This window comes from Chromobacterium piscinae, assembly GCF_021129175.1.
Classification (GTDB): Bacteria; Pseudomonadota; Gammaproteobacteria; order Burkholderiales; family Chromobacteriaceae; genus Chromobacterium; species Chromobacterium piscinae.
Genome location: NZ_JAJOHV010000122.1, coordinates 1 through 11998 on the forward strand (window position 1 = coordinate 1; position 11998 = coordinate 11998).

Here is an 11998-nt window from a genome sequence, read left to right on the forward strand (position 1 = left end):
TCGCCCCGGCCAAGCCGGCCGGCATGCCAGCCGCCCAGCCTGGCGTAGACGCGCGCGCCGCGCGCCGCCGCGTGCTCCGCGTCTTCCAGCAACAGCATGCACGCGCCCTCGGACGGGATCAGCCCGCCGCCCCGCTCGCCGAAAAAGGCCGGCCTGCCGGCCAGCGCCGCGTCGCCGTAATAATCGCGGCAGAAACGCAAGGCGAAGCGCGACAGCGCCTCCACGCCGCCCGCCAGCGCGACCTTGGCTCGACCTGAGCGGATCAGGCCGGCGGCGCGCGCCACCGCCTGCAGCGAAGCTAGCGGCCCCGAAGCCAACACCGAGCTGGGGCCGCGCAGGCCGAAGCGGATCGCCATCTGGCCGCAGGCGATATTGCGCGCCACCAGCGGGAATTCGGCCGGATTGATCCGTTCCGGCCGCCCCTGCAGCAGCGGCAGCGAAAACTTGTGCACCGAGGTCTGCTCGGAGCGCGCGGTGCCCAACAGCGTCGCGCAGTCTTCCGGCGCCTCGCCGTCGCTGTAGCCCGCGTCCTCCAGCGCCGATCCGGCGGCGAAGCTGGCCAGCATCATCGGCTTGTCCATCAGCCGCAGCGCGCGCTCATTGAAATAGCGGGTGCGGGGATAATCGCCGACGCTGGCGATCAGCGATTCGGCGTGCGGCGGCGACGCCGCCTCCGGCCAGGCGGAAAACACGAAGCGGCCATCGAGCGCGCCATCCAGCCCCACGCCATGCGGACCGACCACGCCAATGCCGGTAATCGCCACTTCACGCATGTCCATCCTCCCGGTAATGGCCGAACACGATGCAGGAGCAGGCGCCGCCGAAACCGAACGATTGCGACAGCGCCCGCCGCAGCGCCGCCGGCCTGGCCTCGGCTCCGACCAGGCGGCTGCGCAGCTCCACCTCGTCGCCGCGGGTGTGCAGCGTCGGCGGGATCAGACTGTTCTCCAGCGCCAATACCGTCGCCGCCGCTTCCAGCGCGCCGGCCGCGCCCATGCAATGGCCGATCGAGGCCTTGTTGGAGCTGATGCGCAGCCGCTCGGCGGCGTCGCCGAACACCAGATTGATCGCGCGGATCTCGGACGCGTCGTTGTGGCGGGTGCCGGTGCCGTGGCAGTTGACGTAGTCGATGTCCGCCGGCCCGAGTCCGGCGTCGTCCAGCGCGCGGCGGATCGCCAGCGCCTCGCCCGCGCCGTCCTCCGAGGTGGCGGTCAGGTGGTGGCCGGTGTTGGACAGGCCGTAGCCCAGAATCTCGGCGTGGATGCGCGCGCCGCGCGCGCGCGCCGACTCCAGCGTTTCCAGATGAAACAAGCCCGCGCCCTCGCCGATGAAGAAGCCGTCGCGCTCGCTGTCGAACGGCCTGGGCTCGCCCGTGGTGATCGAATACAGGCCGTTGAAGGCCGCGTGTATCATCTCCGCCAGCACGTCGCCGCCGCCCGACAGGCAGCTGTCGCACTCGCCGGCGCGTATCAGGTCGAAGGCGTAGCCCAGCGCGTCGGTGGTGGACGAGCAGGCGGTGGACACCAGCGACGACGGTCCGGTCAGATTGTGCCGCCGCGCCAGGAAGTCCAGCTGGTGGTGGGCCGGTATCGTTTCCGCCGCCACCGGCGACGGCAGGCCAGCCTCGTAGGCCGCGCCGTACTCGCGCATATTGCGCATGCCGGCGCACAGCGTGCCCAGCACGCAGCCGACGCGCTCGGCGTCATCGAATATCGGCCCCAGGCCGGCGTCCCGCAACGCCTCGGCGGCGGCCAGCGCCAGGAAGTAGGCGCTGTCCTCGCCCGGGTCGCCGCAGCGTGCGCGCGCGCCGGCGTCCGCCAGCAGTTCGGCCGGCGCTTCGCCGCCCTGCCCGCTTCGGTAAACCGAGGCGTCGAAGCCTCGTATCGGCCGCCGCGCGCTCTCGCCGCTCGCCAGCGCCTGCCAGAAGCGCTGCAAACCCGCGCCGTAAGGCGACACCACGCCGATGCCGGTGATCACCACTCTTCGCTTGTCCATGCCCCCTCCCGCCGCCGCGCTAGCGCCGCACGCCGGCTATCGTCAATTCCACGGTCAGCACCTTGTCCCCGCCCACCTTGCCCAGCCCGCTGACCGCGTACATCGCGCTGCCCGGCGACAGCTTCACCTCCAGCGCGTAATCCACCCGCTCGTCCGGCCGGACGAAACGGTGGAAGTAAGACTTGCGCACCCCGGCCAACACGCCCAGGGTTTCCGGCGTCCAGTCCTCCGCGCCGCAGCGTATCGCCACCCCGGCCAGCTGCGCGGCCGCTTCCAGCAGGTAGACGCCGGGCACGATGGGCTCTCCCGGGAAGTGCCCGCGCAGGTGGGGATGGTCGGCCCGCCAGCTGGCGCCGCCGCTGGCCTGCCAGCCATCCACCTCGGCGTCGCAGAGGAAGAAAGCGTCGCCGGCGTGCGGCAGCAGCGCAGCCAGTTCATCGCCGGAGAATTGCCGCGCCGCCACGGCTACAAGTCTTCCTCGGCGTCGAAGGCCGTCACCGCCTCCAGGTCCAGCTCGATGAAGCGGCGGGCCGCGCCGTCGCCGAAGGCGTCCAGCACATAGCGCGCCAGCGTGCGTATGCTGTTGACCACCTTGGGGTTGAAGTTCTCCGGGATCACCGCGTCCAGCAGCTCGTGCAGCGTGGCGATGGCGTCGAAGGCCTCGATGGAGTCCAGGCCGATTTGGTTGATCAAGTCGGCGTCGGCCGGCAGCGGCTGGTCTTGGTCCAGCTTCAGCAGCCGGACCAAGAAGTCGCGCAGCTTGTCCTCCAGCTCGGCCTCGAGCGCGACGGTGGCGTCGTTCATTGCAGTCTCCTCCTTTGGTAATCAGGCGGCATGGCCGCGTATCGCGTGGAAAAAACCCGGGTAGCGGTCGTTGACCGCGCCGAAACCGTGCTGGCGGTACCAGCCGCGAACCTCGGGCCTGCCGTGGCGGAACTGGTGCGGCGGCATCACGTTGTCGAAGGACAGAAACACCGAGCTGCGGTACAGCTCGCCCAGCGTCGGCCGGTCCGGATAGATGGGAAAGCGGTCCTTGTTCACCCGGTACTGGGCTTTGAGGAAGCGCAGCACCAGCGGGAAGAAGACGGCGATATAGGCGTGGCACAGCGCAATTGTCATCCAGTGCGGCAGCCGGTGGCCCAGCTTGAGGAAATGGCTGTCGCGCTGGCGGTACAGCCCGGCCCAGAAGCTGTCCTCTTCCGGCAGAGGATACAGCCAGGTCATGAAGTCGCCGCCCGGCGCCACCAGCGCGCCGATCGCGCGGAAGGCGCGCAGCGTGTCCGGCGTGTGGTGCAGCACGCCTATGCTCATCGCGAACTGCAGGCTGTGATTGGCGAACGGCGGGAACCAGACGTTGGCCTGGACGAAGTGCAGATTGGGCAGATCGCGGTTTTCCCAGGCGGCGCGGGCGATGGCGTTGGACTGGTCTATCGCCACCACCTGGTGCTGCGGAAAACGCCGCGCCAGCTCCCGCGCCTTCTCGCCGCTGCCGCAGCCGGCGTCCAGCAGCCAGGCGCCGGACGCGCGCGCGGACAGGCCCGGCGTGAACTCGCCGACGAACCAGTCCATGAACTTGCCTATCTCGTAGCCGTACACCACCGCGCGGCGCTCGGCGCGGCCGGTTTGCCGCTTGTTCCACTGGTAGGTGAAGCCGCTGCGGGTCCTGGCCACCAGGCCGTCCTGCAGCAAAAGGCGCGGCACGCCCTGGACCACCGGGTAATGGCGGCGGCAGCCGACGCAGCTGAGTTCGCCGTCCTCGACCTCGCCCTCCTGCTCCTCGTTTCCAGCCACATGCAGTTCGCCGCGGCAATGGGGGCAGCGGAGAATGGCCAGCAATTCGCGTTTCATCGTTGTCTGCTCCAGCTAGGTTTGTGATCAGGCCGGCTGCCGCTCGAACGCGCCGCCACGCGCGCGCTGGCCAAAACGGGCGTCCAGCGCGTAGCGGGTGCTCAGCCGCAGCGCGGCCTCGACATCCGGCAGCGGAATGCCGGCGGCGGCCAGCTCCGCCTGTGTGGCCGCGCAATCGAAATCGCGCTCCTCGGCCAAGTAGGCGCGGTAGGTGCGCAACAGCAGCTTCAGCGGGCTCAGGTGGAAGCGGCGCAGCTCTTCCGGCGACGCCATCGCCTCCAGATCCTCCGGGCGGAACATCCGCGGCCTGGCCGGCGCCCTGCCATCCAGCCGGCGCTCGGCCAGCTCCTGGTACATCAGGCCGAAGATGCGCTCGAAATCCGGACTGTTGGCCAAGCCGGCGGTCAGGTGATAGCAGCGCCCGACGGCATGGGCGGACGCATCCAGGTGCAGCATCGCCTCGCACACGTAATCCGCGGGCACCAGGTCGGGCCGGGCCCCGGCGTTCGCCGGCAGCACCGGCATGCGGCCGCGCTCGGCCAGTTTGAGGAATTCGTAGTAACCGAAGAACTTGCGTATGCGCCCGGTGCGCGACTCGCCGATGATCTGGCTGGGCCGATAGACGGTCAGCGGCAGCCACCCGCTCGCCTGCCATACCCGTTGCTCCGCCTCGAACTTGGACTGCTCGTAGCCGTTGCAGAAAGCCTGTCCCTGGTCGAGCTCATCCTCGCCCAGCCGCCCGCTCCGCCATCCGGACACATAGGCGGTGGACACGTAGTTGAGCCGGAAATCGGCCGAGCCGCGCATCGCCTCTTCGGCGAACGCCAGCACCGCGCGGGTGCTGTCGACATTAGCCGCTCGCGACGCGTCCAGCGGCAGGTCGAAATCCACGCTGGCCGCCAGGTGGAACACGCGGCGGGTCCGCGCCGCCAGCTCGCGCCAGGCCGGCGCTGCCAGGCCGAACCGGGGCAGAGAGACGTCGCCATGGCACAGCGACACCCTGGCCCGCTCCGAGGGCGACAGGCCGCCGTAATCCATCGCCTCGTCCAGCCTGCCCGCCGCCTGCTGCGGCGTGTCGCCGCGCACCAGCGCCGCCACCTGGCAAGCCGGGTGGCGGCGCAGCAGCCTGGGCAGCAACTCCCCTCCCAAGCCGCCGGTGGCGCCGGTCAGCAACACCGTTCCCTGCCAGCCCTGATCGACAAAATCCATTTGTCATTGCCTTTGCGCGGCCGCGCGCGATACCCGCCCAAGGCGGGCCCGCTTCGCTCAGCGATTGCGGTGGATCACGTAGTCGACGAAGGCGGAGAAGCGTTCGCGGTCGACCGGATTGAGGAAGTCCATGCCGGCGACGATGGCCTGGGTGCTGTCGATATAGCCTTGGGCGATGTCGCGCGCGGCGTCGAAAGCGCCGCTGCCCGCCATCAGCGCCACCGCCTCGGCCAGCGTCTGCGGATCGGCGGTGCGGCTCTGCAGGATCTCGATCAGCCGGGCCCGCTCGGTAGACCCCAGCCGTTCCAGCGCCAGCAGCACCTGCAGATTGATCTTGCCCTGGGTGATGTCCTCGGCCAGCGCCTTGCCCCACTTGTCGTCGCCCGGCTGCACATTGAGGATGTCGTCGATGATCTGGAAGGCGATGCCCAGCTCCTCGCCCAGCGCGGCGAACTGCGCGGTCTGCTGCGGCGACGCTCCGGCGGCGATCGCCCCCAGCTTCAGCGGCAACCGGTAGGTATAGGAAGTGGAGCGGTGCACCACCGATTGCAGATACTGCGCCGGCGTGCCGTCCAGCCGCCCCATCCACGGCCAGGTGGTGTCTATCGTGGTGCCCACCCCGGTCACCCAGTGCTCCCAGGCGATCTCGTCGGCCAGGCGCTGCGCCTGCTCCGGCTCCAGGCCGGAATCGTCGGCGGCCAGCAACTGGAAGCAGGCGTTCAGCCAAGCAGAACCGGCGGCGCCGGCGACGCGGACGCCGACCTGGCGATGCGCGGTCGGCCCGCCGCGGCGCAGCGGCGAATCGTCGGCGACGTCGTCCAGCACCAACGAGGCGGCGTGGATGATCTCGGCGATCGCCACCACGACCGGCGTCCGCCGCGGATCGCGCTCGAAAGCCTGCATCACGCTGCACACCAGGAAGGGCCGCAGCATCTTGCCCATCCGGTTGTGGTAGGAACGGTAGGGATCAAGCCAAGCCTGCTTGACCGCCTGCTGCATGGTTTCGGACAGCCGCGCGCCCAGCGCGGCCTCCAGATAGGCTCGGCTCGCCAGCCGATCTATCGTCGCCAGCACCGTTTCGCGGCACCACGGATACCAGCGGCGGTACTGTTCCGCCAGCGTCGGCGCCATGTCGGCCAGGAAGTCGTCGCTGTATTGCGCGCTGTCGCTCATCACTGCCTCCCTTCCGAAACCGGCGCGTCCAGCGCCGCGAGAAAACCGGCCATCGCCGCTCCGACATCCGGCCCCAGCCGACGCGCGCCGTCCAGCGCCGACGACTGCAGCCGGTCGGCACTGGCCAGCAACGCCGCGCGGTCGTACTCCGCGCGCCAGCGGACTTCCGCCTCAGCCACCCGGCTGCCGTTCAACGACAACGAACGGGGCTGGCCGTCGGCCAGGGCCCGCAACCGCAGCGATACGCCCAGTTCGGTCCCCGCCTGGCGCAGCGCGTCGGCGTCGGCCGGCTCCAGTCCCGCCGCCGTGGCTGCGGTCGCGGCGGCCAGGCCGAAACCCGGCGCGCCGGCGTAATTGGCCAGATGGGCGATGAAATCGGTCAGCGAGCCGTGCCCCAGCCTGCGCTCGGCGCCCCACAAGTCCATGGTGGTGCCCAGGCTCTGCTGGAACAGGTAGCGCTGGGCCAGGCGCAGCCTCGCCTCCGGCGCGAGGTTGTTCGCGCGGCGCAGCACCAGCACCGGCGCCAGCTGACGGGCGTTGTAGGCGATGGTGACCCAAACCGGCAGCGGCACCGCCACCTTGTCGCTGACGCTGGCGTCCAGATCCCGGCCATTGGCCAGATCATCCAGCATGAAAGACGCCAGATGGGTGAACTCCAGCGCGGCCAGCAAGGCCGGATGCTCGCCTTTGTCGCCGCCCAGCGCGTCGATCAGCAGGCCAGCCAGCGCCGGCTTCAACCTGGCGTCGTGCTTCTCCGCCCACTCGCGCAGCGGCTGGAAGAAACCCTGCTCCAGCGCCGGCCAATCCCAACCGAAACGGGGCCGATCGACCACTTCGGCCAGCCAGGCCATGTCCTCGCGCTCCGGCAGGTAGCGATGGAGGGCCGCCGATGCGCATTGCTGCGCCGCCTTGAATTGCGTGGTAATCACATCAACTCCCTGTAGTCAGTAAATGCGTCCACACCATGCCGGCCGCCAATAGTCCGCCACCGTACATGACGTACAGATGAGAAGCCCTATCCTTCTCCTGCTGCCGCCGGTACCATTCCAGAAACAACAAACCCACCGGCAGATGCACCACGGCGAACAGCATGCAGCCCGGCGTCAGCACGCCGGAGGCCGCGCCGTAATACATCAGCGCGCAGGTCAGCAGGTGCACCAGCCGCAGCAGCCAGTAGGCGGCCCGCTCGCCGACCAAGAGCGGCACCGTATGAAAGCCGGCCTTGGCGTCGCCCGGCATGTCGCGGATGTCCCACATCAGCTCGACGAAGTAGTTGAGGGCAAAGCTGAGGACGATCGCCTGCAGCGCGGCCTCGCCGGGATGGACCCCTACATAGAGGTACGGAGTCAGCACCAGCGCCACCGACCAGAACAGCCCTGCGTACAGGTTCTTCACGAACGGCACTTCCTTGATCCGCAACGGACGGCCGCGCCAGTTGAACGGCAGCGGGCGGCTATACAACGAGCCCAGTAAGTGCACGGCGCCGCCGTACAATACAAAGACCCAACCCGCGTGCAGCGACAACAAGAAGCCGCCGAAGAAGCAGGCGGCGATCACCGCCTTGGTGTGGCGGTTGCGGCCGAACAGCCGGTAGCGGCTGCTATAGTTGACCTCGTCCTCATCAGCATCGGTGTAGAGGTTGTAGATATAACCGCCGGCAGTGGTCAGCACGATCATCAGGTAGTAGTCGAATCCCAACGGCAAGCGCAGCGCCTGGTTCCAGAAATAAGTGAGGAACACCGGCATCAGCGCGATGTGAAAGCGGTTGGTGAAGAAGTAGCCGGCAGTGCCTACGCTCAAGGCTCGGATATTCATGTTGTCACCTGCACAGTAAGGGAAGCAGTTGATCGATGGCGCGGATGCGCCAGTCCGGCGCCGGGCCGTCCGGCGGCGCGCTGTCGGACGCCAACAGCACCGACCGCGCCCCGGCGTTGCGCGCCAGCGCCACATCCTGCGACGGCGAATCGCCTATCACCACGCAGTCGGACAAGGGCGCGGGCAAATGCATCACCGACTCCAGCGCATAGGGATTCGGCTTGCCCAACACCATGGCCTGCGCATCCAGCGCCTGCTCGACCCGGGCCACGGTCTGGCCGGGTCCGGGATGGACGCCGTCGCCGTCGGGAAACCCCAGATCGCGGCAGGTGGCGATCAGCTGCGGCTGCGCCGCCCGGGCCAGACGCAGCAGTGTCTCCTCGTCCAGCGCCGGGTCCCGGCTCGCCACCACGGTGTCGGCTTCCTCCGGCTTCGCCCAGCTCAGCAGCCCGCCGCAACCGGCGTCCAATTCGGCGCGCAACGCGTCGGAGCCGACGACGAACAGCTTCCGCGGCCGGCCGCAGCGCCGCAGATAATGCGCGACTGTCATCGCCGCGGTGCACACCTCGTCGGCGTCAACCTCGACGCCGGCCGACGCCAGTTGCTGCGCCACCTGCAGTCGCCCGACGCTGCTGGAATTGGTGAGGAAGCGCAGCGGATGACCGGCCGCGCGCAACTGGCGCAGCACCTCTCCAGCCGGCAGGTGGCCGTCCGGCTCCCGCCGGCCCAGCAGCACGCCGTGCAAATCGAAGATCAGGGGCGCGTAAGCCATCGGCGTCCTCCTCTAGGCCAGCAGCGCCGATGCCGGGCGCGAAGCAGCCAGCGGACGGTGCCAGTAGGCCGGCGACACGAAGTAGTCGGAAAATTGCCGCAGCAGCGGCAATCTGTCCGCCGTTAGCGCCGGCGTCGCTCCATCCAGCGCCGCGCCGGCGCGGGCGATGCAGCGCGCCACTTCGCTCCCGCAGGCATCCAGCGCGCCGCAGCGCGCCAGGATGGCGATGATGTCGTCGCTGTCCAGGCCGGCCTGCTCGCCCGACTGCCACGCTAGCAGCGCGTCCCGGTCGCTGCCGTCGGCCATGGTCTTGGCCAACGCGTAAAGATAAGTGGGCTTGCAGTGCAGCAGATCGGTGGCGACGCCGCGCCCCTGCCCCTTCTCGCTGGCGGCGTCCAAATCCTCCAGATCATCCTGCAGCTGATAGGCCAGCGCCGATTGCCCGGCCCAGCGCTCCAGCGCCTCGGTCCGGCCCGCTTCCGCGCCGGCCAGTCTCGCGCCGGCATACGCGCACAGCTCGAACAATCGGCCGGTCTTCAACCAAGCGTTGTCCAGGCAGGCCTGCGGCGACGGCATCTCGTCGCCCTCGTGGAACACGTCCTTGAGCTGGGCCGCGTTGTCGAAGAACTCATGCCTCTCCAGCACGCGGGCGACATCCAGCACCGCATCCTGGCCGAATCCGCTCTCCAGCAGCAGCCTGCCGGCCAGCGCGCGGCAGATCTTGCCGTAGGCGAAGGCGGTGATCGCGCCGCGCCGCATCGCGCCGCCGGAGAACACCCGGCCGGCGCCGCCTTCCGGACCGCGGCGATCGGCGAACCAGCCGGCGAAAGCCTGGTGCACCGTGGGCCAGCCGCGCCGCGCGCTGTCCTCGTCGTAGATGTCGTCGTGCACCAAGGTGTGGTGGTGGTACAGCTGCATCGCGGCGGCCACCGGCAGGATGGCGTCTTCGTCGCCGCCGCAGGCGAGATGGGCCAGCGCCGCCGCGATGCCGTGCATCCTCTTGCCATCGCAATCCAGGTAATGCCGCAGCCAGCCGTAGACGCGGCCGATCAGCGGATGGCTTCGTTCGGGTCCGTCCCCGCGCAGCGACTCGATCGCCGCCGCGATGCGTTCGTCTATCCTGCCCCGCAGCCGCTCCAATTCGGCCGGCATGCGCTGCGCATCGTGCGCTGTTGCGTTCATCAACGGCTCCTTGCTTATGCGATGGTCGCCGGCGCGGATCGCCGCGCCGCCTCCCCGGACACGGCCGACCCATCATCGGCCAGATGCAGATGGTGCCAGAGCTGGGTGCTGGCCACGAAAGTGGCGCCCAGCCCCAAAGCCAGTCGCTCGAGATAGCGCCTGGCCTTGCCGCCGGCAGACGGCGGCGAGGCAAGGGCCCGGAACAGCAGCCGCACCCGCTCGGGGTCAAAATAGCCGTACTCGGCCAGCTTGCCCGGCGACAGCAGCTCGGCGTACAGCGGCGCCGCGCGCGGACCGACGAAAGGGGTGCCGAACGGCATCACGAAGCGGGTTTTCGGCCGCCAGGCCACCTCGTCCGGCAGCCAGCGCGACGCGGCGACGCGCAGGATGTGCTTCTCCCGGCCGCGGCGCAGCTTCAGCGCCGGATCCAACGCCGCCGCGTACTCGACCAGCTCCCGGTCCAAAAAGGGATAGCGCCCCTCGACCGAATTGGCGGCGTAGATGCGGTCCCCATGCGCGCCCAGCAGATAATTGGGCAGCATCACCTGATAGGACACATACAGCGAACGGTCCAGCCAGTGGCGGCCGCGCACCGCGCCGCGGTCGAACTCGAAGCCGTCCCAGCAGCAGCCGGCTGCAGCCATCGCGCGCAGATCGGCGGAGAACAACGGCGTCAGCGCCTCGCGGTAGAACTCCCATTCATAGGCTTGCGCCGGCACGCAGCCAAAATGCTCGGCCAGCGCGCCTAGCCTGTCTTCGCCCGGCAACAGGCACTCCGAGCCGTAATGGCTGCGCAGCCAGGGCCGCATCAGCGCCCGCAGCGGCGCGAGGCCTCGGCGCGTCAGCGCGCCGAACCGCCGGTATTGGCGGAAGGCCAAATAGCCGGCGAAGGCCTCGTCGGCGCCCTCGCCGGTCAGCACGATCTTGGAGCGCTTGCCGGCCTCTCCAGCCAAGCGCATCAGAGCCGACGCCTCGGTCGAAATCACCGGCGTCTCGCCATGCCAGATCAGCCGGGGGAAGGCGTCGGCGATGCCCGACTCGTCGATCCGGACCCGTTTCAGATCCACACCCAACAGCGCCGCGGTACGGCCGGCCGCGCCGCCCTCGTCTATCCGTCCATGTTCGGATGCGGCGCAGAAAGCGGCGATCGGCACTTGCCTGCCGCGCTGCAGCAGCGCGGCGATCACCGCCGAGTCGATACCGCCGCTGAGGAAGCAGGTCGGCTCGAACTCGCCCTGCGTGTGGCTGGCCACCGCCCGCTCCAGCCGAGCCGCTAGGCCGTCGGCCGCCTGCGCCTCGGACAGCCAGGCATGCTCGCCGGCCAGCGGAAAATCCAGCGACCAATAGCGGCTAGTCTCCACCCGGTCGGCGCGGAAGCTGAGCCTATGGGCGGCGGGCAGCTGATGGATGCCGGAAAACGGCGTCAGCGGCGCGCAGACCGCGCCGAAATAGCCGAGCTGCAGCATCGCCCGCGGCTCCGCCCGGCGCGGCATGCCGGCCACCGCCAGCAGCCCCTTGATCTCGGAGCTGAAATACAGCGCGCCGTCCAGCCGCGCCCAATGCAAGGGACAGATGCCCATCCGGTCGCGCGCCAGATGCAGCGAGCCGTCGCGGGAGTCGAAGATGGCGATGGCGAACTGGCCGTCCAGCCATTGGAAGCAATCCGTTCCATACTCCTCGTACAGATGAACGATGACTTCTCCGTCGCTGCCGCCGGACAGGCTATGGCCGCGGCGCGACAGTTGTTCGCGCAGCTCGAGATGGTTGTAGATTTCGCCGTTGAACACGGCGTGGATGGCGCCGCTCTCGTCGCTGAAGGGCTGGCTGCCGTTGGCGACGTCGACGATGGCCAGCCTGGACGAAGCCAGCAGCGCCGGACCGACGCGCCGCGCCGCCAGGCTGTCCGGGCCGCGGTGGGTCTGGCGCAGTATCATCCGTCTGGCCTCGGCCACGTCGCCATCGTGCGCGTGGCGGTCCAACAGCGCTCCCGCGATTCCGCACATG

The 11998-nt window shown here is 69.3% G+C and carries 12 protein-coding genes; all 12 read right to left on the reverse strand.

Features of this window, described 5'->3' with window-relative positions:
* Positions 1-773 (reverse strand): beta-ketoacyl synthase N-terminal-like domain-containing protein (locus LQR33_RS22360; protein WP_231470479.1); only part of this gene is annotated, 773 nt, incomplete at its 3' end.
* Positions 766-1995, reverse strand: a complete 1230-nt coding sequence (locus LQR33_RS22365; RefSeq protein WP_231470480.1) for a beta-ketoacyl-[acyl-carrier-protein] synthase family protein — start codon at positions 1993-1995, stop codon at positions 766-768. The genes LQR33_RS22365 and LQR33_RS22360, both read right to left, overlap by 8 nt.
* A 19-nt stretch (positions 1996-2014) precedes the next feature.
* Complete coding sequence (locus LQR33_RS22370) at positions 2015-2458, reverse strand: 3-hydroxyacyl-ACP dehydratase FabZ family protein (protein WP_221665825.1); 444 nt, start codon at positions 2456-2458, stop codon at positions 2015-2017.
* A 2-nt stretch (positions 2459-2460) separates the two neighbouring features.
* Positions 2461-2799, reverse strand: a complete 339-nt coding sequence (locus LQR33_RS22375; protein WP_166439951.1) for a phosphopantetheine-binding protein — start codon at positions 2797-2799, stop codon at positions 2461-2463.
* Between the two features lie 21 nt (positions 2800-2820).
* On the reverse strand, positions 2821-3843 hold the full coding sequence (locus LQR33_RS22380) for a methyltransferase domain-containing protein (RefSeq protein WP_231470481.1): 1023 nt from the start codon (positions 3841-3843) through the stop codon (positions 2821-2823).
* A gap of 27 nt (positions 3844-3870) precedes the next feature.
* On the reverse strand, positions 3871-5052 hold the full coding sequence (locus tag LQR33_RS22385; protein ID WP_166439952.1) for an SDR family oxidoreductase: 1182 nt from the start codon (positions 5050-5052) through the stop codon (positions 3871-3873).
* Positions 5053-5109: 57 nt separating this feature from the next.
* The gene (locus tag LQR33_RS22390) at positions 5110-6225 is read right to left on the reverse strand and encodes a polyprenyl synthetase family protein (protein WP_231470483.1); all 1116 of its coding nucleotides are present in this window, start codon (positions 6223-6225) and stop codon (positions 5110-5112) included.
* Positions 6225-7154 carry a hypothetical protein gene (locus LQR33_RS22395; protein ID WP_231470484.1) on the reverse strand — a complete coding sequence of 310 codons (930 nt, stop codon included), beginning with the start codon at positions 7152-7154 and terminating at the stop codon, positions 6225-6227. Before LQR33_RS22395 ends, LQR33_RS22390 begins: the two co-directional genes overlap by 1 nt.
* Position 7155: 1 nt before the next feature.
* Entirely contained in the window at positions 7156-8040 is an 885-nt protein-coding gene (locus LQR33_RS22400; RefSeq protein ID WP_166439954.1) for a UbiA family prenyltransferase, read from the reverse strand.
* Positions 8041-8044: 4 nt separating this feature from the next.
* Positions 8045-8812 (reverse strand): HAD-IIA family hydrolase, encoded by a 768-nt coding sequence (locus LQR33_RS22405; protein WP_166439955.1) that lies wholly within the window; start codon positions 8810-8812, stop codon positions 8045-8047.
* Between the two features lie 12 nt (positions 8813-8824).
* Entirely contained in the window at positions 8825-9994 is a 1170-nt protein-coding gene (locus LQR33_RS22410) for a polyprenyl synthetase family protein (protein ID WP_231470485.1), read from the reverse strand.
* A gap of 14 nt (positions 9995-10008) precedes the next feature.
* On the reverse strand, positions 10009-11997 hold the full coding sequence (gene asnB, locus LQR33_RS22415) for an asparagine synthase (glutamine-hydrolyzing) (protein ID WP_231470486.1): 1989 nt from the start codon (positions 11995-11997) through the stop codon (positions 10009-10011).
* Position 11998: the final 1 nt, after the last annotated feature.

What these genes read in the sequence shown, in the direction of transcription:
- LQR33_RS22365 (WP_231470480.1), bottom strand. Translation starts at nt 1,995, where the DNA reads ATGGACAAGCGAAGAGTGGTGATCACCGGCATCGGCGTGGTGTCGCCT.
- LQR33_RS22375 (WP_166439951.1), bottom strand. Translation starts at nt 2,799, where the DNA reads ATGAACGACGCCACCGTCGCGCTCGAGGCCGAGCTGGAGGACAAGCTG.
- LQR33_RS22380 (WP_231470481.1), bottom strand. Translation starts at nt 3,843, where the DNA reads ATGAAACGCGAATTGCTGGCCATTCTCCGCTGCCCCCATTGCCGCGGC.
- LQR33_RS22385 (WP_166439952.1), bottom strand. Translation starts at nt 5,052, where the DNA reads ATGGATTTTGTCGATCAGGGCTGGCAGGGAACGGTGTTGCTGACCGGC.
- LQR33_RS22390 (WP_231470483.1), bottom strand. Translation starts at nt 6,225, where the DNA reads ATGAGCGACAGCGCGCAATACAGCGACGACTTCCTGGCCGACATGGCG.
- LQR33_RS22400 (WP_166439954.1), bottom strand. Translation starts at nt 8,040, where the DNA reads ATGAATATCCGAGCCTTGAGCGTAGGCACTGCCGGCTACTTCTTCACC.
- LQR33_RS22405 (WP_166439955.1), bottom strand. Translation starts at nt 8,812, where the DNA reads ATGGCTTACGCGCCCCTGATCTTCGATTTGCACGGCGTGCTGCTGGGC.
- LQR33_RS22410 (WP_231470485.1), bottom strand. Translation starts at nt 9,994, where the DNA reads ATGAACGCAACAGCGCACGATGCGCAGCGCATGCCGGCCGAATTGGAG.
- asnB (WP_231470486.1), bottom strand. Translation starts at nt 11,997, where the DNA reads ATGTGCGGAATCGCGGGAGCGCTGTTGGACCGCCACGCGCACGATGGC.